The sequence below is a fragment of the Bradyrhizobium lablabi genome (assembly GCF_018131005.1).
In the GTDB taxonomy this organism is placed as follows: Bacteria; Pseudomonadota; Alphaproteobacteria; order Rhizobiales; family Xanthobacteraceae; genus Bradyrhizobium; species Bradyrhizobium lablabi_D.
In genome coordinates this window covers 422462-445853 of sequence record NZ_JAFCJK010000003.1, presented here as the reverse complement: position 1 = coordinate 445853, position 23392 = coordinate 422462, and the positions used below count along the sequence as shown (strand labels likewise).

Sequence of the window (23392 nt, the reverse complement as noted above, 5' to 3'; positions counted from 1 at the left end):
CCGAGCGGCAATCATTTGTGGCGAAGCGGGACCCGGTCGGTCCCGCTTCTGTTTCCGTTGGATGGATTGATGTTCGCTAAACTGGCGATTAGCGGTGCCTTGGTGCTCTTGTTCGCAGGCGGGGCGCGTGCGGAAACGATCGCGGAGAAGGCCCAGGTGTGCGCCGGCTGCCATGGCGAGAACGGCAAGCCGGTCGACAAGACGATTCCGACCATCTGGGGCCAGCAGGCAGGCTATCTCTACATCCAGCTTCGCGACTTCAAGCGCGGCGACCGCAAAAGCGAGATCATGCAGCCGATCGCTTCGACGTTCGAGCGCGACGACATGCTGGCGATTGCCGAGTACTTCTCGCAGAAGCCGTGGCCCGATCTCGGGCAGCCGCGCGCATCCAAGGAAGTGGCGGAGAAGGCCATCAACGCCAGCCGCTCGGTCGGCTGTCCGGCCTGTCATCTCGACCGCTTCCAGGGGGACGGCACGGTGCCGCGCCTCGCCGGCATGGGGCGCGACTATCTCGCCAAGACCATCGCCGATTTCCGCACGCGCGCCCGCGCCAACAACCCCGGAATGTCCGACCTGATGCTGGCGACGTCGCCCGACGACCTTGCGGCGCTGGTCGACTATCTGGCGGGGCTTTGAGCGCGATCAGCGCGGTGTCAGCTCCTCGCGCAGCGCCGACAACACCGTGAGGTCAGCGGCGCGTTTTCCCGCCTTGTCGGTCAGCGCAGGATCCGCGCCATGCGCCAGCAGCGCCTTGACGATCGCTGGATGATTGCCCTCCGCCGCGATCATCAGCGCGGTGCGCCCGCGCGCATCGTAATCGTCGATCTTCGCGCCCGCTTGCAGGAGATACGCGACGATTTCGAGTGCCTGCGCTTCCGGCACGGCCTCGTCGGGGCCGGATGCCCACATCAACAGCGTAAGGTCGTTGGCGTAGCGGGCATTGACGTCGATATCGAGCGCCAGCAACTGCTTGACGATGCCGAGCTGGCCGCCCGCGGCCGCATATACGATCGGCGGCTTGCCGGTGTCGTCAGGCTTGCGGCCGTCGGCGCCGCGTGCCAGCAGCATTTTGACAATCATATCCCTGCCCGCATAGGCCGCGGCTGCGACCGGGGACGCGCCGCTGCGACCGCTGAGATTGACGTCGGCGCCGCGATCGATCAGTCGCTGCACGATGGCGACATGGCCGCGTTCGGCAGCGAAATAGAGCGCCGTCGATCCCGCCAGGTTGCGTGCGTCGACCGGCGCGCCGCGCTCAAGCAGAAGGTCGACCATTTCGAGATGGCCGGACCGCGCGGCCTGGCTGAGCGGCCGCGCGCCCAGCCGGTCCCGCGCATCGACGGACGCGCCTTGATCGAGCAATCGGGTGGCGAGGTTGACGCAGTTGGCGTTTGCGGCCGCGAACAGCGTCAACGACACCTCGATCGCGGTGAACTGGGCCTTGCCCGTCTCATACTTGCGGTTGAGCTCGCGGCACCGTGCTGGATCCGTCGCGGCCGGAGCCGCCTGCGCGGCGCCAACCACGAAAAGCGCCGCCAGGGCAATGCGACGATACAAGATGCGCTCCTCCGCCACGGCGCTGTGAACACTATCGCCGTTTCGGTCAGCGTCGCACGATCCCCCGCTGCTGCCAAGTCGCGCGTGGCAACGCGCAACGGCCGGTCCGGAGAGCTGCTTCAATACGGTAGCGATGCGCAAGGCAACCGCCCGACCTCAGCCACCCGCTATGCCAGATGGCACGCCACGAAGTGGCCGCTGCTTCCTTCCCGGAGTTCGGGCGCGCTCTGCCGGCAGCGCTCCTCGGCTATCGGGCAGCGGGTGTGAAAATGACAGCCCTTCGGCGGATTCATCGGGCTCGGAACGTCGCCCTTGAGGCGGATCCGCGCGCGCTTCGCCTTGGGGTCCGGCACCGGCACCGCCGAAAGCAGAGCCTTGGTGTAAGGATGTTGCGGATTGCGGTAGAGGTCGCTCGCCTTGGCAAGCTCGACGATGCGGCCGAGATACATCACCGCGACGCGGTCGGAGATGTGCTCCACGACGGAGAGGTCGTGGGCGACGAACAGATAGGTGAGGTTCAGCTCGGCCTGCAAATCTTCCAGGAGATTGATCACCTGTGCCTGGATCGAGACGTCGAGCGCCGACACGGGCTCGTCGCAGACCAGCAGCTTCGGCTCCAGCGCAAGCGCACGCGCAATCGCGATGCGCTGGCGCTGGCCGCCCGAGAATTCGTGCGGATATCGGCGCATGTGCTCGGCCTTCAGCCCGACCTTGACGAGGAGGCTTGCGACCCGCTCTTCGCGCTCGCTCGATGAGGCGACGAGGTTGTGGATGATGAAGGGCTCGCCGAGGATCGCGCCGATCGTCATGCGCGGATTGAGCGAGGCGAACGGGTCCTGGAACACGAGCTGCATGTTGCGCCGCATCGCGCGCAAATCGCCGCTGCCGAGGCCGGTCACCGTTTGCCCGTCGAACACGATCTCGCCGGAGGTCGGCTCGATCAGGCGCAGCACGCAGCGACCCGTGGTTGATTTGCCGCAACCGGATTCGCCGACCAGGCCCAGCGTCTCACCGCGATTGATCGCAAACGACACGCCGTCCACCGCGTAAACCTGCCCGACCTCGCGCGACAGCAATCCGCCGAGCACCGGGAAATGCTTCTTGAGGCTGGTGACGCGCAGCAATGGTTGGTTCATGGCGCGTCTCCGAGGTGGCAGGCCATGCGATGGCCCGGGGCGATTTCTCGCAAACGCGGCTCTTTCTCGGAGCAGATGCCCATGGCGTAACGGCAGCGCGGCGCGAAGCGGCAGCCGGGCGCAGGCTTGATCAGGATTGGCACCGAGCCGCCGATCGCCTCCAGCCGCGTCTTGTGCTCGGCGTCGAGATCGATACGCGGGATCGAGCGGATCAGGCCCTGCGTGTAGGGATGGCGCGGATCGGCGAACAGCGCATCGACATCGGCCTCCTCCACAACTTTGCCGGCATACATCACGACGACGCGCTGCGCCGTCTCGGCGACCACGCCCATGGCATGGGTGATCAGCATCACCGCCATGCCGAAGCGCTCCTTCATGTCCTGCAAGAGGTCGAGGATCTGCGCCTGGATCGTGACGTCGAGCGCGGTGGTCGGCTCGTCGGCGATCACGAGCTTGGGCCGGCAGGCAAGCGCCATCGCGATCATGACGCGCTGGCGCATGCCGCCCGAGAACTGGTGCGGATAATGATGCACGCGTCCCTCGGCGTTGGGGATCTGCACGAGCTTGAGCATCTCGATCGTCCGCTCGAGCGCCTGCTTTTTCGTCACCGCCTCGTGGCGGCGCAGGCTTTCCGAGATCTGTTCGCCTATCGTCAGCACCGGGTTGAGCGACGTCATCGGCTCCTGGAAGATGAATCCGATCTCCTTGGCTCTGATGTCGTCGAGCTGATTGCTCGTCAGCGGCACGAGGTCGCGCCCCTCGAAGATGATCTCGCCCTCGACGATGCGGCCCGGCGGCATCGCAATCAGCTTCAGGATCGACATCGCGGTCACGGTCTTGCCGCAACCTGATTCGCCAACGACGCAGAGCGTCTCGCCCTTGTTGATGCTGATGTCGACGCCATCGACGGCCTGCAGGATGCCGTCGTCGGTGGCGAAATGGGTCTTCAGGCCCTTGATCTGAAGCAGCGGCCGCATCAGATCACCTTGCGCGCATCGAGCGCGTCGCGCAGACCGTCGCCGATGAAGTTGATGGCGACGACTGCGATGAAGATAGCGCCGCCCGGGAACAGCGCCCAATGCGGGCCGATGTCGAGAAAGTCCTTGGCATCATAGAGGATGCGGCCCCAGGTCGGAGTGTCGGGCGGAAAGCCGAGGCCGAGAAACGACAGCGTGGATTCCGCGATGATGGCGGCGGCAACGTCGATCGTGCCGGCGATGATGACGGGTCCGACCGCATTGGGCAGGATATGGCGCACCACCTGCCGCACGGGGCTCGCGCCGAGCGCGCGCGCTGCCTCGACGAACTCCTTCTCGCGCAAGGAGAGGAACTGGGCGCGCACCAGGCGCGCGACCGGCATCCAGCGCAAGCCTCCGATCACGAGCACGATCAGAATGAAGATGCCGCCCTCGGGACCGAACACCGCCTTCAGTCCGTCGCGGAACAGGTAGATCAGGAGCAGCAGCAGCGGAAGTTGCGGCAGCGACAGGAACAGGTCGGTCAGCCACATCAGGATGTATCCGACCGCGCCGCGCGACATGCCCGCGACCGCGCCGATCAGCGTGCCGACGACGACCGAGACGATCATCGCGGCAAGCCCCACCGCGAGCGAGATGCGTCCGCCGTAGATCATGCGGGCGAGGATGTCCTGCCCGAGATCGTCGGTGCCGAACGGATGCGCCAGCGAGGGCCCCTGCAGGCCGGCCACGACATCCATGTCGTTGATCGAGACGCGCCAGACGAAGGGGCCGAGCACGACGGCGAGGATCAGCACCAGCAGCAGCACGGCGCTGACCACGGCCGGCTTGTGCCGGCGATAGCGGCGCCAGGTCTCGCGCCAGGGCGAATAGCCGCGCCGCTCAGCGGAAGGAGATGCGAGGGTCAAGCCAGCCATAGAGGACATCAGCGATCAGGTTGAACAGCACCACGAGACACGCGAAGACGAAGGTTACGGCCATGATGACCGGCGTGTCGTTGGCGAGGATGGAGGAAATCAGCAGCGAGCCGATGCCGGGAATCCGGAAGATCTGCTCGGTAACGATGGCGCCGCCGAACACGGCGGGCATCTGCAGCGCGATCAGGGTGACGACCGGGATCATCGCATTGCGCATCACATGCTTGACGATCACCTTGGCCTGTCCGAGCCCTTTGGCGCGCGCGGTGGTGACGTAGTCGAGGCGGATCACGTCGAGCATCGCGGAGCGCACGAAGCGGGTCATCGAGGCTGCCTGGAACAGGCCGAGCACCATCACCGGCATGATGGCTTGCCGGATCATCTCGAGCACCCAGAGGATGCCGGTCTCCTTGATGTCGGTGGTGTAGACAAAGGGCAGCCAATCGAGCTTCACCGAAAAGATCAGGATGAACAGGATGCCGGTGAAGAAGGTCGGCAGCGAGAAGCCGACGAAGGCCAGCGTGTTGGCGACCTGGTCGAAGATCGAATAGGGCCGGGTTGCCGCATAGACGCCGACCGGGATCGCGATCAACAGCGCCAGCAGTTGCGCCGAGCCGATCACATAGAGCGTGGCTGGCAGCCGCTGCAGGATCAACGTGTCGACGTTCATCCGGCTGACAAAGGAGAAGCCCCAGTCGCCCTGCGCCATCGCCGCGAGCCAGCGCAAATAGCGGATGTAGATCGGATCATCGAGGCCGAACTTGGTGCGAAGCGCGGCCTGTACCTCGGGCGGCACGTTCGGATTGGTCGCGAGTTCGCCGAACGGATCGCCCGGCGCGAGCGCCAGCACGACGAACAGCACGAGCGAGATGCCGAGCAGGCTCGGGATTGCGATCAGGAGGCGACGCAGGACGTACTGACTCATGGGATCATCCGACTAACGCTCGCACCCGGCTAGAGCATGATGATGTGCTTCAAATCGAAAGGCGAACTCGGATTTACCTCGTCCCGCATGCGGGCAAAGGCCGGAATTCAAACGCAGCTTGAATTCCGGGTGAGGGGGACTCTCCACGAACTCACCTTCCGCCGCATTCGTAGACAGAGCCCCTCACTCAGCCTTCCAAGAGCGAGCTTCGCTCGCCTTGACCCCGTAAGAACGGGGAGAGCGAGAAGATGGACTCATTCAATTCCGAATCCATCACGTCTCAGGCTTCACGATACCAGTCCTGCAGATTGTCGGATCGGTTGGCCCAGCCCGAGAGTGCCGGACGCAGCGTGTTCGAGCAGGCGTCCACTGCAAGGCGATGCATCACGGGAATCACCACCGTGTCCTGCCACATCAGATCGTTGCACTTGATGTAGAGGTCGGCGCGCTTGAGCGGATCGGTCTCAGTCTCCGCCGCGTCGATCGCGACATCGAAATCCTTGTTGACCCAGCGCGGGAAGTTCTGGCCCTGCCACTTGTTCTCCTTGGTGGCGACGTTCCGCGAATGGTAGCGGCGCATGTGCAGGGCCGGGTCGGGCTGGGTCATCGGGATCTGGAACATCTCGATGTCGGAGTAGAACTTGGAGTAAGTGTCGGGGTTGGCGACATCGGAGGAGAAGAAGACGGACGCCACGACCGACTTCAGTTCGACGTCGATGCCGGCCTTCTGGCAGGCCTGCTTGACGATCGCCTGGGTTTTCTGGCGCGGCCCGTTGATCGAGGTCTGGTAGAGCAGTTTCAGCTTCTTGCCGTCCTTCTCGCGAATGCCGTCGGCGCCGGCTTTCCACCCGGCCTGTTCCAGGAGCTGGCTCGCCTTGTCGATGCTGAATTCCCAGCGCGTGTTCTTGGAAACGAATTCCTCGGGACCGTTGAGGTAGTTCGCGGTGGTGCGGCCGGCACGGCCGTAGATCACCTTCTTGACGGATTCGCGATCGACGAGGAGTGCCAGCGCCTTGCGCACGGCCGCGTCCGACAGGATCGGATGCCTGGTCTTCATCGACGAGCGCTCGCCGTCGACCTCGGTGTTGGGGTCGGTGAAGTTGATGGCGATGAACTCGATGTCCCCGCCGACGGCATAGACGGTCTTGCCCTTGCCGCCCTTCTCGAGGCGCAGCAGCACCTCGTCTTCCACCTGGATATTCCAGGCGAAGTCATATTCGCCGGTCTGGATCACCGCGCGAGCCGCCGACACCGCGTCGCCGCCGCCCTTCATCTCGATGGTGTCGAAATAGGGTCGGTTGGCCATGTGGTAGTCGGCATTGATCTCGCCGCGCACCAGATCGCCGGGCTTGAACTCGACGAATTTGTAGGGGCCGGTGCCGATCGGCTTCAGATTGTTTGGCGCTTCGCGCGACTTGCCGCCCTTGTACTCGGCAAACAGATGCTTCGGGATGATGCAGCCATAGGCTCCGACGAAGGCGTTGGCCCAGAACGGCGTCGGGTCCTTGAAGTTGATGCGGACGGTGAGGTCGTCGAGCTTCTCGACGGTGAGGCCGGTGTACGTGCTGACCGATACGGCTGCGGTCGCGGGATCGCTCGCATATTCCCAGTTGAACACGAGGTCGTCGGCGGTGACCGGTTTGCCGTCATGCCATTTCACGCCGGGCTTGAGTTTCCAGACCACCGATTTGGCGTCGGCGGCGAGCCCGCCGTTCTGGATCGACGGAATTTCCGCGGCGAGGATCGGGTTGAGATGGCCGTCGGCGTCCCAGCTGGCGAGCGGCTCGTAGAAGATGCGGCTGCCGTCCTGATCCTTGGTGCCTGTGGCGAAATGCGGATTGAGCAGGGTCGGGCCCTGCCACCACAACAGCTTCAACGGACCGCCGCCGCCGCGCTTGGTCGGCTTGTAGGGGGTGGGGCTCTGCGCCATTGCGACACCGCCGATCGCGAGGATCTGGTTCGCCATCGGCGCGGTCAGGCCGACGGCAATCATGCGCTTGACGAAGGCGCGGCGGTCAATCCGTCCATCCTTCACGTCGTCGATCATGGTGCGCAGGTCTTTGTCGAACATCGTCGCCCCTCGTCCGGTTCTGGTTGATTGCGGCCGGCCGCGGAAACGGGCCGCCGGATATTGGCGGCAGATGGCACACCGAATGGCCTCGGAGGTCAACGCCTCGCGGAGCCCAAGCCGTAGGTCTTTTTGGCTATCGCCTATGCAGACTGCCTTGCCGGCGCACACGGCTGCGGCAATTTCGTGCCGAAGTACGCCCTTGGCGCACCTCGGACTGCGAAAAATTTGTTCGTTATTCTTTGTTCCGGCGTGCTTTTCGCGCTCCCGCCCGAGCGGCGCTCGGGCCGGGCGTCATTCGAAGGCACCGGGTCAGGCCAGGGACATGTCCAACGGCGGTGCAGCATCGGCCGGAAGCGGGCTGACATACGGGGTCCGGGTCGTCCGCTTTTTCAGGTCGGCCTTGGCGGCGGCGATCAGCTCCGGCTCCATCAGCGCCTTGACGCCGAGGCCCGCCATCGCCTTGGCGGCCTGCACCATGGCCTTGTGGGCGGCCGGGGTCTTGCCCTGCGCCACCACCTGCCAGGTGTGGAAGGGGGTGCCGATCGCGACCGTGGGGGCGTGGACCTGCACGGTCGGCACCACCCAACTGACGTCGCCGACATCGGTCGAGCCGATCAGCGGATTGCGCCTGGCGTCGATCGGCACCAGGAAATCGGCGAGCGGCCGATCGGTCGGATCCATCCCGATCGCATAATAAACCGAAGCGATGTCCTTCTCGGTCAAGGTCGCGCGGATTTGGCTCGCAAAGTCCTTGTCCGCGTCGTCGAAATGCGGCGGGCCGAGGTCTTCCATGATCCGGTGCAATGTCCGTTCCAGCGGCGTGTTGGGCAGGATGTTGGAGACCGCTGAAATGATCTTCATCTCCATCGTGGTTTCGGTCATCAGCGCCGCGCCCTGCGCGATCTTGTGCACGCGCTGCACCAGTTCGTTCATGCCGGCCAGGTCACGGGCGCGGATCGAATAGCGCACGCGGGCATGTGCCTGCACCACGTTAGGGGCGATGCCGCCGGTGTCGAGCAGCGCATAGTGCACGCGGGCGTCGCTTGGCATGTGCTCGCGCATATAGTTCACGCCGACATTCATCAACTCCACCGCATCGAGCGCGCTGCGGCCGAGATGCGGCGAGGCCGCGGCATGCGACGTGCGCCCGGTGAAGGTGAAGTCGGCGCGGGTGTTTGCGAGCGACGGCGTTACCGCTACTTCCCAAAAACTGTGCGGATGCCAGGTGATGGCGATGTCGGCGTCATCGAACGCGCCGGAGCGCACCATGAAGGTCTTCGCCGCGCCGCCTTCCTCGGCGGGGCAGCCGTAATAGCGCACGCGCCCTGGTGCCTTGTTCGCGGCAAGCCAGTCCTTTACTGCGGTGGCGGCGAGCAATGCCGAGGAGCCGAGCAAATTGTGGCCGCAGCCATGGCCGTGGCCGCCGGTCTCGATCGGACAGTGCTCGGCTACACCGGCCTCCTGGCTCAGGCCGGGCAGGGCATCATATTCGCCGAGGAAGGCGATCACCGGGCCGCCTTCGCCCCATTCGCCGATCAGCGCGGTCGGGATCCCGGCGATGCTTTCGGTGACGCGGAAGCCCTGGTGGCGTAGTTCGGCAAGATGTTCGGCGGACGAACGCGCTTCGGTGTAGCAAACCTCCGGTGTCGCCCACACCCTGTCGCTCAATTCAATGAAACGCGGTTTGATCGCGTCGACGCCGCGCCAGACATCACTACGATTATCCATTTGCTCTGGTCCCTGATTGCAAAGCAACAATATGAAGTGTCGGAAGCTAGCAGCTTGGCATGACCTCGCCCAGCGCGTGCCGGGCAGGTCAGGTTTCCCTCAAGGACAAGTCTCGACGCCTGCATGGCCGGTCGTCCCGCAAGCGGTTCTCGCACAGGTCTTGTCCCGGCATCCACGTCCTGATTACCACGTGAGGAAAGACATGGAAGGCTCGGATGAAACCGGCAATGACGACGCGGAAACGTCGGCATTCGGGCTCGCTGTGATGTCGTATGAGATTGGCTTGGGACGAGGCCGGGTATGGTCCCGTTGTCGTCTGTCGGGCTAAGCGAAAATGGCCGTTAGGGAGGACGGAGCCAGACTAATTGCCCGCGCCGGGCCCATCGATATCCTCGTCCAAACACGATATATCTCTGCTCAGGGCGGAAACGGCATGAGCTGCGGCGGCCGGCGATGAAAACGGCGAGGCGTTCGGGGCATCAAGCCGCGCGTTCCGGCCGTTGTGAAGAGTCCTTCCGATGATGAAGCCGGTCGTAATTGTTCCAGAGGATCAGCCCCTCACCCTCGCGAACTTGTCGCCCAGCCCGTCGCAGAGACGGCTTGCCCTTGCGGTTGCGCTCTCCTTCCTTGGCGTGCTTCTCGTCTCGGCAGGGACGCTCTCGAACATCCAGCTGGGGCGGATCGACGCCTTCGTCCCGGCCTATGGCACGGCGATCTTCGTGAATGACTTGATCACCGCGGTCCTGCTGTTCAATCAGTTCGCCATCCTGCGCTCGCGTTCCCTCCTCGCAATCTCGACTGGGTATCTCGTCACGGCGCTCATGGTCATCCCATGGATGCTGACGTTTCCGGGGCTGCTCACGCCAGATGGTCTGCTTGGCGCGGGGCTACAGAGCACGCATTGGCTCTACGTTCTGCAGTACGCCAGTTTTCCCACGTTCGTCATCGCATACGTCCTGTTGAAGGATACCGATCCGCCCAAGCAATCGTGGGATGGCTCAGTGGGCACGACCATCGTTTCGAGTGTGCTGATGTCCGCGGCCGTCGTGTGCTCCGTGACAGTTGTTGTCACAGCGGGTGATGCATACTTGCCCCGCGTCTCAATCGATCCGGTCCGTTTCTCTACCCTCTGGCTTTATCTTGCCGGTTGTCTGATCCTGTGGAACGCAGTTGCCCTCATTTTGCTCTGGATCCGCCAAAGCTCGGTGCTCGATCTGTGGCTGATGGTGGTTGTCTGCGCGTGCGCAATTGAGATCTACCTGGTCTCGTTTCCCGATCCGGCCCGCTTCAGCGGCAGCTGGTATGCTGGCCGGATTTTCGGGTTCGTGTCCAGTATTCTCGTGCTCTTCGTGCTGTTGCACGAGATAACAACGCTTTACGCGCAACTGCTCCACGCGGTCCTCGCGCAACGCCGCGAACGCGATGCGCGCCTCGTCACCGGCGATGCGGTCTCGGCTTCAATTGCCCACGAAGTCAAACAACCGTTGACGGCGATCATTGCGAGTGCGAACGCGGGATTGAATTGGCTTGATCGTGTCGAGCCCGACCTTGATGGTGTCAGGAAGGCATTTGGGCGCGTCGTGGCCGCCGGCCACCGTGCGGACGCCGTGATCGAAAATATCCGGGCGCAGTACAGGATGGGCGCACGGACCCGCGCGTCGCTTGATATCGACGATGTCATTCAGGAAGCTCTGTCCGTCGTTCGCGACAAGCTGCAGGCATATCAGATCGCGGTCCAAGCTCGATCCGACGAGCGGCTGCCGCGGGTCATGGGCGAGCGCATTCAGCTCCAGCAAGTGCTGGTGAATTTGATCACGAACGCTATCGACGCCATGGCTGCAAAGAATGGAGAGCGGCGCCTGTCCATCAAGTCTGAAGCCCGTCAGTCCAGATATGTGATGGTGTCGGTGGAGGATACGGGGAAGGGCCTCGATCGCGACGCTGTGGATCGGATATTCAACCCGATGTTCACGACCAAGACGCACGGCATGGGTATGGGGCTGTCGATCTGCCGGTCGATCATCGAAGCGCATGAGGGACGATTGTGGGTCACCGTCGACACGAGCCGTGGCGGCGCTATTTTTCACTTTACGGTGCCCGTTGATCCTGACGGCTCGGCCTCATCCATCGCGGCGTCGGCCGCGAGCGCTTAGTGATCTTTGCTTGGCTTCGTGTCGCCACCGGCGCGGAGATTGGCGATCATTGATTTGGGCTCGTCGTCCAGTCCTCGCGCGAAAAATATTCCACTTCCGTCGTCGGGCAAATCAGGTGTTCAATTCCGCCCGTCTCACCCGATTGAGGGGCGCTTCGCGATCGTCACGAGTGTTGCGGTGAGATGCGGTGGACGCGGAGTGCGCAACTGACGAGTGCGCGCAACGCGGACGGCGAAGTCGTGTGGTCCTGACGCCCCAGTGGCTGGTGTTAAGTCCTTAAGAAGCTCGCGCTTCTCAGGGGCGACGGTGGCAACAAAGCCCGGTCTCACCGAGGAGATCACGTATAAGCCGTAAACCATCGCGCAGGGAAAGCCGGGTTGTTTCCGGTTACACCTGTGGTCCTACCCCCGTGCTTTTTGTTGCACGGGACCCATGGGTGCGATCGGCGCCCGGCTTTCCCTGCGCCCTCGCTCTTAAGGGCGCGAAGATGATGCAAGCCTCGGGCAAAACATGCTGCGAGAACGCGAACCCACACCCTCATCGCTGCGGGAAATTCTTGTCCCTCCTCGCAACGACGGACTCGACAATGAGCCGAACGGCCTCGCCGCCGACGCGTCGCTACCTCGATCGGCTCGTGAGGAAGCGCGTGATGGCGCCGCCGAGTTTGGCGTGGTCGAGTGGCTGCGCAAGCGATGCCTTGGCCGTGGCGATCACGGCATCGGGCGCGTGGCCGGCGATCAGTTCGCACACCGCGTAGGCGTAGCCGACGTCGAATTCCGGATGCGGCTGCACCGACAGCGTCGTGCCGTTCGCGTAGAGCAGTCCGGCATAGGGTGTGAACGCGGACGACATGATCGTGCGCGCCGACGCAGGTGGCGCGATCACCTGATCCTGATGCGAGCACGCGATGGCGATCTCATCGCCTTCGATCAGTCCGTTGTCCGGCGCCACCCGATAGACGTGGCGTCCGGTGCCCCAGCCATTTTTGGATTTGCGCACGGTGCCGCCCAGTGCCTGCGCGATCAGTTGATGGCCGAAGCAGACGCCCACCATCGGAACGTTGTTGTCGTGGGCTGCGCGCACGAAGTCCTCGAGCAATCCAGGCGATATCATCATAGGCGCCGGCCGCAGAGCCGGTGATGAGGATTGCATCGAGCCCCGCAGGATCGGGCAGCAGCTCGCCGTTGATGACGCTGACGACATCGCAGGCGACGGTTGCATCCGCGGCGCGGATCATCCGCTCGAACATCTGCGGATAGGTTCCATAAAGTTCGCGGCGAGGAGAGCCAACCCGACCGGTTTCGATGATCGTGACGCGCGGCATGGGACGCCCGGGCTGGAGGATCAAGCAGGTGGTGCTTTACTCCGAAAGCGCAGCTTGCCTCAAGCCACGCAGAACGGCGGAAGATCAGTTCTGGCGCATGTGCGCCGGCCCGGTCGCCGCGATGGCATGATGCGCGACCGGCGCCGTGCGCGACGGCCCGCTCGCGATCGGCGCCTCGGTGCGGTAGCGCAGGAGATGATCCTCGAGCGAGTAGCAGACGCAGAGCGCAAGGCTCGCCCAGACCGCCATGCTGAAATAAAGCGACATCCAGATGATCTCATCCTTCCACTCAGCGATATCATGCGTCACGACCCAGCGCGTGCTGGCGTCGCGCAGGCCCTCGAGCGGGTGGAGCAGCTTGCTGCCCTCGGCGAGTTCGGCCCGCCAGCGGCTCAGATACATCGGGACGTCGACGGTCATGAGGAACGCGAGGTAGCCCGCGACCCCGAGGATCGCGATGATGAAGGCCCAGCGCACCGGGCCGTGAAATTCAGGCAGCAGACGGCAAAGGGCGATGCCGACCAGGAAGAAGGCGACCGCCCAGATCGAATTCTCGATCGCATTGCCGAGATAGTGGGTGGTCAGTACAGCATACCAGGAGAAGCATTCGGCGATCAGGATCAGCGGCACGATCACCCAGGCGACGTTCACGACGGTCTGTGCGCCCGTCATGGTGCCGAGCTGATACAGGATGATCGCCCATTGCGCGGCGAAGCCCAGCTCGGCCACGGTGGCGACCGAGCGGCCAACCGTGACGCTCGACAGCCAGGTGTCGAACAGACAGATGCGTTGGACATCCGCGCGCGGCAACAGCGACCGAAACGCGCAGCCGAACACATAGGCCGCGCAGAGTACGAGCATCAGCCCGATGCCGGGAGCGTCGCCCAGGCCCTTGGCCGGGTGCTCGGCGAGCTCGCGATACAGCGTGAACCAGACCGCGATGTTGACGCCGCTGACCAGCGTCAACAGGCTCCACCACCAGGCCACCGGGTTAGACCAGGCCAGGGAAACCGGCCTCGAACGCCATTCCAAGCTCATCACCGCTCCACGCGTAACCGAAGTGACATGTATGTGTAGTAGTTCTGTCACAATTCGTCGCGAATCACGACACAAAAATGCATGCGGGCGGGATGAGCCTGCGGCGTAACTCAGCCGCGCAGCGCGGTTTCCGGAATGGTGCGGCGGACGACCTCGCGCATGGCGAAGCTCGAATGGATGCGGGCGACGCCGGGCATCCGCGACAGATGCTGCTTGTGAATGCGCTCGAAGTCGGCGATGTCGCGGGCGATGACCTGCAAGTGATAGTCGTCGCTGCCCGACATCAGATGGCAGGACACGACGTCCGGACAGCGCGCGATCGCGGCCTCGAACGCCGCGAGATAGTCCTCGCTCTGCTTTTCAAGTGTGATGGTGACGACGACCGTCGTGACCAGTCCGAGCGCTTGAGGTTCGAGGTCGACGCGGTAGCCGCGGATGACGCCGCTTTCCTCGAGATGCCGGATACGCCGCGCGCAGGCGGTCGGCGACAGCCCCACTTTCTCGGCTATCTCGATCTGGCTCGCGCGGGCATCGGAGACCAGTTCGGCCAGGATTCGGAAATCGATGCGATCAAGACCGTTCACGCAGTTTTCCTCTAGGTCACTGGCCAACTGCGAAGAATATGGGCGTATCGCGGCGTGGACAAGCCGGATTTCGCCGAGAAACGCCGGCCGATTGCGATTAACTTGGGTTGGGCGGCGGCGGCGGAATTTTGCGGGAGCGGACCATGCGCGTCGGTGTGCCCACGGAGATCAAGGTCGAGGAATACCGGGTCGGACTGACACCGGCCTCCGTGCGGGAATATGTGGCCCACGGGCACGAGGTCGTCGTGCAGCGCGGCGCGGGCGATGGCATCGGCGCCGTTGATGAAGTCTATACCCAGGCCGGAGCCCGGATTGCGGATACCGCTGAAGAAGTCTTTTCGGTCGCCGACATGATCGTGAAGGTGAAGGAGCCGCAGCCGTCCGAATGGATCAGGCTGCGTGAAGGCCAGATCCTCTTCACCTATCTTCACCTCGCGCCTGATGTTGCCCAGACCAACGGTCTGCTCGCATCCGGATGCACGGCTGTCGCCTACGAGACCGTCACCGACGCGCATGGCGGATTGCCGCTGCTGGCGCCGATGAGCGAGGTCGCCGGTAGGCTTGCGATCGAGGCTGCGGGCGCGGCGCTGCGCAAGTCGGCCGACGGCATGGGCAAGTTGATCGGCGGCGTGCCAGGCGTCCCGCCGGCGCGGATCGCGATCATCGGCGGCGGCGTGGTCGGCACGCATGCGGCCCGCATGGCGGCGGGGCTCGGCGGCGACATCACCATTCTCGATCGCTCGGTGCAGCGGCTTCGCGCGCTCGATGACATCTTTCTTGGACGCGTCCGCACCCGCTATGCCACGCTGGAGGCGATCGAGCAGGAAGTCTTCGCTGCCGATGTCGTGATCGGCGCGGTGTTGGTTCCTGGCGCGAGCGCGCCCAAGCTGGTGTCGCGCGCGCAACTCGCGGGCATGAAGCGTCGCGCAGTGCTGGTCGATGTCGCGATCGACCAGGGCGGTTGCTTCGAGACCTCGAAGCCGACCACGCATCAGGCGCCGACCTACCTCGTCGATGACATCGTGCATTACTGCGTGGCCAACATGCCGGGCGCGGTGCCGGTCACCTCGAGCCACGCGCTCAACCATGCGACCCTGCCGTTCGGCCTCGCGCTGGCGGCCAAAGGGCTTAGCGCGCTGATCGAGGATCCGCATCTACGCGCCGGCCTCAACGTTCATCGTGGCCGGATCACCAACCGTGCTGTCGCCGAGAGCCAACACCTCGCGGTGGTGATGCCGGAGGAGGCGCTGGCGTCCTGAGCGACACCGTACAATTCTTGGCGCGCCGCTCCGGACCATCGTCCGATCTTGTCAAGCCGCGCGGGCGCAGGCCTCCCTCCATGCCATGCTCGTCACTCCGCTCTGGCGGGACGGCGGCCTGCATGATTTGATGCCGCCAACCAACGCCGCGCCAAAGCGACGATCAGCGGGTCTCGCCGCTAGCCTCGAGAATCCCAAAGGGAGGACTGTCTTGGAAAAGACCGGTCGAACAATGCTGGCCAAGATCTGGGACCAGCATGTCATCGCGCGCCTGAGCGAGGACACCGATCTCCTGCATATCGACCGTCATCTGCTGCACGATCTCGGCGGCTCGCGCGGCCTGCTTGACCTCAAGAGCAGGGGGCTCGAGGTCCACAATCCCGAGCTGACATTTGCGACCCCCGACCACGCCATATCCACGGCGCATGGCCGAGCCGGGACCAGCAAGATCGGGCAGGAATTGCTGACTGCGTTGCGGGCCGAGACTTCCGCGAGCGGGATTACGATGTTCGACGTCGATCAACCCGGCCAGGGCATCGTTCATGTCATCGGGCCCGAACTCGGCTTGAGCCTGCCGGGCTGCACGATCGTTTGCGGCGACAGCCACACCTGCACTCATGGCGGGCTCGGCGCGCTCGCCTTCGGGATCGGGTCGAGCGAGCTCACGCATGTGCTGGCGACGCAGGCACTGATCCAGCGCCGTCCAAAAACCATGCGCGCGCGGTTCGAGGGCAAGCTGCCGCTCGGCGTCACCGCCAAGGACATGATCCTCGCGCTGATCGGGCATGTCGGCGCCGCTGGCGGCACCGGCTATGCGGTCGAATATGCAGGCAGCGCGATCCGCGAGCTGCCGATCGAGGGGCGGCTCACGATCTGCAACCTCTCGATCGAACTGGGCGCCAAGATGGGCATGGTCGCGCCCGACGAAAAGACGTTCGAATTCCTGCGCGGCCGCCCCTACGCACCGCACGGCGCGATGTGGGAGCAGGCGGTTGCGACGTGGCGCGAACTAAGAAGCGATCCGGACGCTGTGTTCGACCGCGAGGTCGTGATCGATGTTGAGAAAATCATTCCGCAGGTGACGTGGGGCATCAGCCCCGAGCATGTCATCGGCATCGATGGTCACATTCCCGATCCGAGGGCGGTCGACGATCCCGTGCGCCGCGCCGCGATCGAAGCCGCGCTGGACTATATGGGGCTGCAGGCTGGCGCGCCGATCGCGGGCACGCCGGTGGACTGGGTGTTCATCGGCTCCTGCACCAACAGTCGGCTGAGCGATCTGCGCGCCGCGGCGGAAGTGGCGCGCGGTCGCAAGGTGGCGGCTGGCGTCCGCGCTTGGGTCGTGCCGGGTTCGGAGAACGTCAAGCGCGAGGCTGTCGCCGAAGGGCTCGACAAGATCTTCACCGACGCAGGATTTGAGTGGCGCGAGCCGGGCTGCTCGATGTGCCTTGCCGCCAATGGTGAGGTGGTCGCGCCCGGGCAGCGCTCGGTCTCTACCTCGAACCGCAACTTTGTCGGGCGGCAAGGGCCGCGGGCGCGGACGCATCTCGCAAGCCCCGCAAGCGCCGCCGCATCCGCCATTGTCGGCGCGATCGCCGACGTCAGGACCATGGGGCGCTGAGATGCCAAAACCGTTCAACAAGCTCACCGCAACCGCAGCACCGATCATGCGAAGCAATATCGATACCGACGTGATCATCCGCATCGAGCGGCTGGTCGGCAATTCCGTGCGCGGCACGCTCGGCAAATGGGCGTTCGGTTCGCTGCGCTATCTGCCGGACGGCTCCGAAAATCCCGATTTCATCCTGAACCGCGAGCCGTACCGGCAGGCGGAGATCCTCGTGACGGGACCGAATTTCGGCTGCGGCTCATCGCGCGAAGGCGCGGTGTGGTCGTTGCAGGAGATGGGGATCCGTGCCGTCATCGGCTCGGGGTTTGGCGACATCTTCTTCGCCAACTGCTTCCAGAACGGCATATTGCCCATCGTCGTCGACAAGTCCGTGGTTGATGGACTGGCCGCCGACATCGAGGCGACGCAGGGCGCGGGCAAAGTCTCGATCGATCTTGAGGCGCAGACCATCGTCTCGCCGTCCGGCCAGCGCCATACGTTCGAGATCGACCCGCGACGGCGCGAGGGACTTTTGCAGGGGCTCGATGAGGTCGCACTGACGCTGACGCGCGACGACGAGATCCGCGCCTTCCAGGCCTCCGACCGCGCGGCACGCCCATGGATTCATTTCGCAAGGACACCGGCATGAGCAATCAATCCAACATGATCAAGGTCGCCGTGGTCGGCGGCGAGGGCATCGGCCCCGAGGTCACCGCGCAGTCGCGCCGCGTGCTCGACTGGTTCGCCGCCAAGCGCGGCGTGCCGATGACGTTGCGTGAAGCGCAGTATGGGCTCATTCCGTATCTCGCAACCGGCAAGGTGCTGCCGGAGGACACTGCTGAAGCGATGGACGAAGCCGACGCGATTCTGTGGGGCGCGACCGGCGGGCCGGAAACCAGGGAGGTGCCGGCCGCGGCGCGCAAAGCGGGGAGCCTGCTGGGACTCCGGAGCAAATACGATCTCTACGCCAATCTGCGGCCGATCGTTGCAAGCCCGGCGCTTGCCGCCTCGGCACCGCTCAAGGCCGAGGTGCTCGACGGCGTCGACTTCGTGATCATCCGCGAGCTCACCAGCGGCATCTATTTCGGCGAGCCGCGCGGCATCGAGACCCTGCCGGACGGCCAGCGCCGCGGCTTCAACACCGAGCAATACACCACCAACCAGATCCGCCGCGTCGCGCGTTCCGCATTCGAGCTGGCGCGGACGCGGCGCAACAAGGTCTGCTCGGTCGACAAGGCCAATGTACTGGAGACCAGCGTGGTGTGGCGCGAGGAGGTGATCAAGCTGCACGAGGAGGAATTCTCCGACGTTGAGCTGACCCATCTCTATGTCGACAACGCCGCGATGCAAATCGTGCGGGAGCCGCGGCAATTCGACGTGATGGTGACCGGCAACATCTTCGGCGACATCCTCTCCGACTGCGCGGCGATGGCCTCGGGCTCGCTCGGCATGCTGCCGTCGGCCTCGCTCGGGCCGGTGGATCGCTACGGAAGGCGCAAGGCGTTGTACGAGCCGGTACATGGCAGCGCACCCGATATCGCCGGCAAGGGCATCGCCAATCCGCTCGGCTCGATTCTGAGCGTCGCGATGATGCTGCGCCTGACGCTGAACCGCCCCGAGGACGCCGACCTCCTGGAGAAGGCGGTTCAGACCGCGCTCGCATCCGGTGCGCGGACGGCCGACATCGCCGAGGCCGGCGCGAAAAAGCTCTCGACCGTCGAGATCGGCGACGCGGTGCTGAGCGCGCTCGACAAGGTCTCGGCCAGGGAGCACGCGTGATGGCCAATGTTTCAAGACGTTCGGCGCTGACGATCATCGCAGCCGGCGGCGCCGCCGCGCTCGGCGGTCGGGCAAGGGCCGCGGACAATTCGGGCCGCGTGATCTATCCCGTCGCAGTCCCGGTCTACCAGACGCAGTTCGTCGCCGACCGTATCGGCTTTTTCAAGGAGGCAGGGCTCGACTGCAAGCTGATCCAGGGCGGCAGCGGCGTGAAGACCCGCGAGATCATCGCCTCCTCGCAAGGCGACATCGGGATCGGCGACATCACGCATCCGATGCAGCTCTCAAACCGCGGCCGCGGCGGGCGGGTGCTGATGCCGGTCGACACAAGATCGAGCTCGGTGATGTTCATCATCCGCAAGGACCTGAAGGACCAGGGCATCAACACGCTGGAGGCCTTCACGCAGTGGAAACGGCCGGATGGCCGCAAGCCGATCGTCTCGGTCTCGTCGCTCGGCGGCACCAACCACGTCTGGGCCTCCTACTACATGGAAACCATGGGGCTTGACGACAAGGTGACATGGATCGGCACCGGCAATGTCGACACCATGCTCGGCACGTTGAAGTCGAAGCAGGCCGACATCCTCGTCAGCTCGCTATCGCTTCTGAATGAGTCACGCGAGCAGGGCTGGGGCGAACTGTTGTTCGACGGCACCGACGAGGCCATCTGGAACAAGTATATCGGTGGGAAGGTGCCGGTGACGTCGCATTTCTCGACGCAGGCGACTATCGATAAGGACCCTGCCAAGATGCAGGCCTTCGTCACCGCGATCTGGCGCGCGACGCAGTGGATCAAGACGCATACGCCGGAGCAGATCTACGACGCCATTGAGCCCTATGTCGGCAGCACCTCGCGCGGCGCCAACCTGCTGGAGATCACCGCGCTGCAGAAGGTCGCCGACTATGACGCCACGATCGACGCCGCTGAATTCGCGCGCGGGGAAAAGGTCTGGTTCCGCGAGATGACCGGCATCAAGCCGCTGACCATCGCTGATGTCGTCGTCCCGACCTTCATCGACGCGGCGCGAAAGGCCTATCCGGGTTGAGCGCGCTGGAGACGAGCGCCGCGCCATTGCCGCGATCCCTCGATGTCCGGCGGGTCGAGGTCAGGGGCTTGAGCAAGTCGTTCCAACTCGCCAATACCGCGATCGAGGCGGTGCGCGACGTTTCCTTCGATGTCCGACGCGGCGAATTCGTCGCGCTGCTCGGTCCCTCGGGCTCCGGCAAGAGCACCGTGCTCAACATGATCGCCTCCCTGATCCGGCCGAGCGGCGGCGAAATCCTGATCGACGGCAAGCGCGTCGTGGCGGGCAAGGCGACGCCGGAGGTCGGCTACGTGTTCCAGCGCGACACGCTGTTCCCCTGGCGGACCGTCGCCGACAATATCGGCTACGGGTTGGAACTCGCCGGCGTGCCGGCGCAGGAGAGGAAAGGGCGCATCGCCGAATGCGTGGCGCAGGCCGGGTTGAAAGGATTCGAGAACGCCTATCCCTCGGCGCTGTCGGGAGGCATGCGCCAGCGCGCGGCACTGATGCGCACCCTGATCGTCGAGCCGCAGATCCTGCTGATGGACGAGCCGTTCGGCGCGCTCGACACCCACACCAAGATCGACATGCATGAGGTGCTGCTCAGGATCTGGGAGCGCGAGCAGCAGACCGTGCTGTTCGTCACCCACGATCTCGGCGAGGCGCTGACGCTTGCCGACCGCATCATCCTGTTCTCGGCGCGGCCGGGCCGGATCAAGGACATGTTCGAGGTCGACGTCGCGCGGCCGCGCGACGCGGTCAAGGTGCGCGAGACGCCGCGCTACGCCGAGCTGTTCCAGCACATCTGGCATTCGCTCGGCGAAGAATTTGTTAAAGGCCGCAGCGCATGAAGCGATACAGCAGGCTCAACACGATCGCGTGGCAGGCCCTGATCTGCATCGTGGTGCTGTCGATCTGGCAATGGGGCTACGACCTGCGCACGCGATTGCCGTGGCTGGTGCCTGACCTGCTCGATCCCTACTTCATCTCAAAACCGTCGATGATTTTCGAGAATTTCCTGATCCAGAGCTGCCTCACCTCGAAGCTCGGCGGCTGGAACGGCTGGCTGAACGGCGACTTCGCAAAATGTTTGGCGCGCAACCAGAACAATCTCTGGGCTGCAACCGGCGTGACGCTGCAGAACACGTTCTTCGGCTTCATCACCGGCGTGATCAGCGGCTTCGTCGCCGGGCTGATCCTCGGGCGCTCGGACCGCTTGAGCGCGATCTTCCAGCCGTTCATAACCGCGGTAAATTCGATCCCCCGGATCGCACTGGCGCCGATCATCGTGCTGGCGTTCGGGATCGGCGACATGTCGAAGATCGTGACCTCCTGGATCGTCGTGGTGTTCCTGGTGTTCTTCAACACATTCGAGGGCGCGCGGTCGATCGACGAAGGTTTCACCAACGCCGCGCGGCTGCTCGGCGCCAGCGAATGGCAGATCACCCGCACCGTCGTGATCCCGTCGACCATGGCCTGGGTGTTCGCCTCACTGACGCCGGCGATTTCGTTTGCGTTGATCGGCGTGATCGTCGGCGAGTTCATCGGCGCCGAACGCGGCATCGGCCGGCTGATCATCGAATCCGAGGCGCGGGGCGAGGCCTCGGGTATGATGGTCGCCGTCGTCGTGCTGATGCTGGTCGGCGTGGTGCTGTCGGCGATCATCTGGCGGCTGCAGGCCTATCTGCTGCGCTGGCAGCGGCAACCAAGCGCGGAGTAGGCGGCGTGCCGAGCAACTGGAATTGGGTCGGCGAAATCGGAAACGATTCGCCTCATAGGACGGCAGCTCACCAGCCCTTGCGGCGGCGCCGGCGTCCTGAGCGGCTTCAGACGTAATTGACCTTCGGAAAGAAATCGCCGCGGCCGGCGGGCGTCATGTCCAGAAGACCCCATAGCGGATCGACAAGATCCCCTGCGCGGTGATGCTGCCCGGGAGGCGATTGTGCGTAGCTCATCTCCGAGCCCCAGAAGTGGCGGATCACGCCGCCCTGTTTTTTGAACACGTTGAAGATCGTTTCGTCCCAGTTCTGGCCGTCCGGGACGTCGTGCTGCGTGCGCATTTCCCGGGACAGTTTTGAGGTGTCGCCGAAATAGTCCGCGTCGTAATTGTTGCCCGCGGTCGACACCAGCGAAAGATGATTCCAGCCGCGGGCATGTGCCCACGCGGCGAGGCGGGCGATCGGGGATTTTGCGACGATATGCATCGCAGCGCGTCGGCCGACATGTCGCGCCGCGCCGTCGAGACCGTCGATCAGATGCGTGCAACCGGGACAAGGTAGGTCGCGCTCGGGCCCGTACATGAAGCTGTAGAGAATGAGTGTATCGTGCGGGCCGAACAGCTCCGACATCTTCACCGTCTCGGGCGACTGATTGCTGCCGATGCGCTCGAACACGTAGTCCTCGGGCACCTCACCGCCCGGCGGCAGCGCGCGGCGCTTGGCCGCCACCGCCTCGATCTGCGCGCGGAGTGCGATTTCGTCATTCAGGAGCGCGGTGCGGGCGGCTCGGTACTCCGCACTTTCGTTCGGATAGCGAAGTTGCTCCATGGCACGGTCTCCACGTTGTCAGAGCCTAAACGCTGGGCGCCGTAGCGGGTTCCGCGCTCCTCCCGTCGTCGTGGTTGGACTCGTCGAGCACGTTAGGCATCCAAGCCAGTTTCCGACGGCGAGGTTTCACCGTCGAGCCAGTCCTGCTCCTTGGCCAACGCCCTCCAGGCGGCTTCCATTCGTTTGTAGCGATTGTAGGTTGGCTCGTCGGTCGCTCGCTCGGCGAGCTGCGCACAGTTGGCTGCATTCTCGAGAAAATGTTGCGACTGCTTCATGAGACGTCCTCCTGTTGGAGAACGACGTGGGGCAGCAATTCGGGCTATTCAACGCGGGGAACATGATCATTTCGCCACACAGGTGAATGCCTGTTCATGGAGTTTCGCAGCCGAGCGGTCGGATCGTGCAGGAACAATCCGTCGTACGCGACGTTCCTCCGCCACACGTAAGGCTGGAGAAGACATATGAAAAAGTATCTGTTGGCTGCGGCCATGGTGGGCTCGATCGCGATGCCTGCTATTGCCGATGAAGTTGGTGTTCGCGTCGGTCCCGTCGGCGCCGGAGTGACGGTCGGTCAGTCCCACGAGTATCGCGACCGCGATCGTGACCGCACCACGGTCATCAAGGAGCGCGAACCCCGCGACCGGACCACTGTGATCAAGAAGGAAGATGAGTTCGGTAACCGCAGCAAGACCGTGATCCATCACGACAACGAGTGATGGCGGACCGAGCGATCTTGCATATGATTGGAATAGTCCGCTGCCGAC

The 23392-nt window shown here is 64.2% G+C and carries 21 protein-coding genes and 1 pseudogene; 10 read left to right on the top strand and 12 right to left on the bottom strand.

The annotated features are described in order from the left end of the window. The first annotated feature begins 69 nt into the window (after positions 1-69). The gene (locus tag JQ553_RS12005) at positions 70-636 is read left to right on the top strand and encodes a c-type cytochrome (protein ID WP_212500136.1); all 567 of its coding nucleotides are present in this window, start codon (positions 70-72) and stop codon (positions 634-636) included. 6 nt (positions 637-642) lie between these two features. On the opposite strand, the gene JQ553_RS12000 is transcribed toward JQ553_RS12005, so the two are convergent. From JQ553_RS12000 to JQ553_RS11970, 7 genes are all read right to left on the bottom strand, one after another. Further along, on the bottom strand, positions 643-1557 hold the full coding sequence (locus JQ553_RS12000) for an ankyrin repeat domain-containing protein (RefSeq protein ID WP_212500135.1): 915 nt from the start codon (positions 1555-1557) through the stop codon (positions 643-645). 167 nt (positions 1558-1724) lie between these two features. Continuing rightward, positions 1725-2693, bottom strand: a complete 969-nt coding sequence (locus JQ553_RS11995; RefSeq protein WP_212500134.1) for an ABC transporter ATP-binding protein — start codon at positions 2691-2693, stop codon at positions 1725-1727. Then, positions 2690-3670: an ABC transporter ATP-binding protein gene (locus JQ553_RS11990; protein WP_212500133.1), complete on the bottom strand. Its 981-nt coding sequence runs from the start codon at positions 3668-3670 to the stop codon at positions 2690-2692. Before JQ553_RS11990 ends, JQ553_RS11995 begins: the two co-directional genes overlap by 4 nt. Beyond that, the gene (locus JQ553_RS11985) at positions 3670-4587 is read right to left on the bottom strand and encodes an ABC transporter permease (RefSeq protein ID WP_212500132.1); all 918 of its coding nucleotides are present in this window, start codon (positions 4585-4587) and stop codon (positions 3670-3672) included. The genes JQ553_RS11990 and JQ553_RS11985 overlap by 1 nt, the downstream gene beginning before the upstream one ends. Beyond that, positions 4553-5512, bottom strand: a complete 960-nt coding sequence (locus JQ553_RS11980) for an ABC transporter permease (RefSeq protein ID WP_212500131.1) — start codon at positions 5510-5512, stop codon at positions 4553-4555. Before JQ553_RS11980 ends, JQ553_RS11985 begins: the two co-directional genes overlap by 35 nt. A 280-nt stretch (positions 5513-5792) precedes the next feature. Next, complete coding sequence (locus JQ553_RS11975; protein WP_212500130.1) at positions 5793-7583, bottom strand: peptide ABC transporter substrate-binding protein; 1791 nt, start codon at positions 7581-7583, stop codon at positions 5793-5795. 309 nt (positions 7584-7892) lie between these two features. Then, positions 7893-9311 carry a M20 family metallopeptidase gene (locus JQ553_RS11970; RefSeq protein WP_212500129.1) on the bottom strand — a complete coding sequence of 473 codons (1419 nt, stop codon included), beginning with the start codon at positions 9309-9311 and terminating at the stop codon, positions 7893-7895. A gap of 518 nt (positions 9312-9829) precedes the next feature. Here JQ553_RS11970 and JQ553_RS11965 point away from each other — a divergent pair. Continuing rightward, positions 9830-11464, top strand: coding sequence for an MASE4 domain-containing protein (locus JQ553_RS11965; protein ID WP_249144176.1), 1635 nt, complete (start codon positions 9830-9832; stop codon positions 11462-11464). Positions 11465-12082: 618 nt separating this feature from the next. On the opposite strand, the pseudogene JQ553_RS11960 reads toward JQ553_RS11965, so the two are convergent. The 3 genes and pseudogenes from JQ553_RS11960 to JQ553_RS11950 form a co-directional block, all read right to left on the bottom strand. Continuing rightward, a pseudogene (locus JQ553_RS11960) lies at positions 12083-12788 on the bottom strand (type 1 glutamine amidotransferase). Positions 12789-12872: 84 nt separating this feature from the next. Then, positions 12873-13826 (bottom strand): hypothetical protein, encoded by a 954-nt coding sequence (locus JQ553_RS11955; RefSeq protein ID WP_249144174.1) that lies wholly within the window; start codon positions 13824-13826, stop codon positions 12873-12875. Between the two features lie 110 nt (positions 13827-13936). Further along, complete coding sequence (locus tag JQ553_RS11950; protein WP_312015128.1) at positions 13937-14410, bottom strand: Lrp/AsnC family transcriptional regulator; 474 nt, start codon at positions 14408-14410, stop codon at positions 13937-13939. Between the two features lie 143 nt (positions 14411-14553). Between JQ553_RS11950 and ald the strand changes: the two genes are divergently transcribed. From ald to JQ553_RS11915, 7 genes are all read left to right on the top strand, one after another. Then, positions 14554-15669, top strand: coding sequence for an alanine dehydrogenase (ald, locus tag JQ553_RS11945; protein WP_212500127.1), 1116 nt, complete (start codon positions 14554-14556; stop codon positions 15667-15669). A gap of 232 nt (positions 15670-15901) precedes the next feature. Continuing rightward, positions 15902-17290, top strand: a complete 1389-nt coding sequence (leuC, locus tag JQ553_RS11940) for a 3-isopropylmalate dehydratase large subunit (protein WP_212500374.1) — start codon at positions 15902-15904, stop codon at positions 17288-17290. 1 nt (position 17291) lies between these two features. Further along, a complete protein-coding gene (leuD, locus tag JQ553_RS11935; protein WP_212500126.1) occupies positions 17292-17927 on the top strand; it encodes a 3-isopropylmalate dehydratase small subunit in 636 nt (211 codons plus the stop codon). Beyond that, positions 17924-19057, top strand: a complete 1134-nt coding sequence (leuB, locus tag JQ553_RS11930) for a 3-isopropylmalate dehydrogenase (protein ID WP_212500125.1) — start codon at positions 17924-17926, stop codon at positions 19055-19057. Before leuD ends, leuB begins: the two co-directional genes overlap by 4 nt. Further along, complete coding sequence (locus JQ553_RS11925; protein WP_212500124.1) at positions 19057-20103, top strand: ABC transporter substrate-binding protein; 1047 nt, start codon at positions 19057-19059, stop codon at positions 20101-20103. Before leuB ends, JQ553_RS11925 begins: the two co-directional genes overlap by 1 nt. A 68-nt stretch (positions 20104-20171) precedes the next feature. Further along, the gene (locus tag JQ553_RS11920; RefSeq protein ID WP_249144171.1) at positions 20172-20933 is read left to right on the top strand and encodes an ABC transporter ATP-binding protein; all 762 of its coding nucleotides are present in this window, start codon (positions 20172-20174) and stop codon (positions 20931-20933) included. Then, positions 20930-21802 carry an ABC transporter permease gene (locus JQ553_RS11915; protein WP_212500122.1) on the top strand — a complete coding sequence of 291 codons (873 nt, stop codon included), beginning with the start codon at positions 20930-20932 and terminating at the stop codon, positions 21800-21802. Before JQ553_RS11920 ends, JQ553_RS11915 begins: the two co-directional genes overlap by 4 nt. Positions 21803-21908: 106 nt before the next feature. On the opposite strand, the gene JQ553_RS11910 is transcribed toward JQ553_RS11915, so the two are convergent. Next, on the bottom strand, positions 21909-22628 hold the full coding sequence (locus JQ553_RS11910) for a DUF899 family protein (RefSeq protein ID WP_212500121.1): 720 nt from the start codon (positions 22626-22628) through the stop codon (positions 21909-21911). 92 nt (positions 22629-22720) lie between these two features. Then, a complete protein-coding gene (locus JQ553_RS11905) occupies positions 22721-22903 on the bottom strand; it encodes a hypothetical protein (protein WP_212500120.1) in 183 nt (60 codons plus the stop codon). A gap of 186 nt (positions 22904-23089) precedes the next feature. Between JQ553_RS11905 and JQ553_RS11900 the strand changes: the two genes are divergently transcribed. Next, on the top strand, positions 23090-23344 hold the full coding sequence (locus JQ553_RS11900; protein ID WP_212500119.1) for a hypothetical protein: 255 nt from the start codon (positions 23090-23092) through the stop codon (positions 23342-23344). Positions 23345-23392: the final 48 nt, after the last annotated feature.

Coding starts and splice junctions, on each gene's coding strand:
- JQ553_RS11980 (WP_212500131.1), bottom strand. CDS start 5,512: ATGAGTCAGTACGTCCTGCGTCGCCTCCTGATCGCAATCCCGAGCCTG.
- JQ553_RS12005 (WP_212500136.1), top strand. CDS start 70: ATGTTCGCTAAACTGGCGATTAGCGGTGCCTTGGTGCTCTTGTTCGCA.
- JQ553_RS11985 (WP_212500132.1), bottom strand. CDS start 4,587: ATGGCTGGCTTGACCCTCGCATCTCCTTCCGCTGAGCGGCGCGGCTAT.
- JQ553_RS11965 (WP_249144176.1), top strand. CDS start 9,830: ATGATGAAGCCGGTCGTAATTGTTCCAGAGGATCAGCCCCTCACCCTC.
- JQ553_RS11925 (WP_212500124.1), top strand. CDS start 19,057: ATGGCCAATGTTTCAAGACGTTCGGCGCTGACGATCATCGCAGCCGGC.
- JQ553_RS11905 (WP_212500120.1), bottom strand. CDS start 22,903: ATGAAGCAGTCGCAACATTTTCTCGAGAATGCAGCCAACTGTGCGCAG.
- leuB (WP_212500125.1), top strand. CDS start 17,924: ATGAGCAATCAATCCAACATGATCAAGGTCGCCGTGGTCGGCGGCGAG.
- ald (WP_212500127.1), top strand. CDS start 14,554: ATGCGCGTCGGTGTGCCCACGGAGATCAAGGTCGAGGAATACCGGGTC.
- JQ553_RS11975 (WP_212500130.1), bottom strand. CDS start 7,583: ATGTTCGACAAAGACCTGCGCACCATGATCGACGACGTGAAGGATGGA.
- leuD (WP_212500126.1), top strand. CDS start 17,292: ATGCCAAAACCGTTCAACAAGCTCACCGCAACCGCAGCACCGATCATG.
- JQ553_RS11910 (WP_212500121.1), bottom strand. CDS start 22,628: ATGGAGCAACTTCGCTATCCGAACGAAAGTGCGGAGTACCGAGCCGCC.
- leuC (WP_212500374.1), top strand. CDS start 15,902: ATGCTGGCCAAGATCTGGGACCAGCATGTCATCGCGCGCCTGAGCGAG.
- JQ553_RS11915 (WP_212500122.1), top strand. CDS start 20,930: ATGAAGCGATACAGCAGGCTCAACACGATCGCGTGGCAGGCCCTGATC.
- JQ553_RS11955 (WP_249144174.1), bottom strand. CDS start 13,826: ATGAGCTTGGAATGGCGTTCGAGGCCGGTTTCCCTGGCCTGGTCTAAC.
- JQ553_RS11995 (WP_212500134.1), bottom strand. CDS start 2,693: ATGAACCAACCATTGCTGCGCGTCACCAGCCTCAAGAAGCATTTCCCG.
- JQ553_RS11900 (WP_212500119.1), top strand. CDS start 23,090: ATGAAAAAGTATCTGTTGGCTGCGGCCATGGTGGGCTCGATCGCGATG.
- JQ553_RS11970 (WP_212500129.1), bottom strand. CDS start 9,311: ATGGATAATCGTAGTGATGTCTGGCGCGGCGTCGACGCGATCAAACCG.
- JQ553_RS11990 (WP_212500133.1), bottom strand. CDS start 3,670: ATGCGGCCGCTGCTTCAGATCAAGGGCCTGAAGACCCATTTCGCCACC.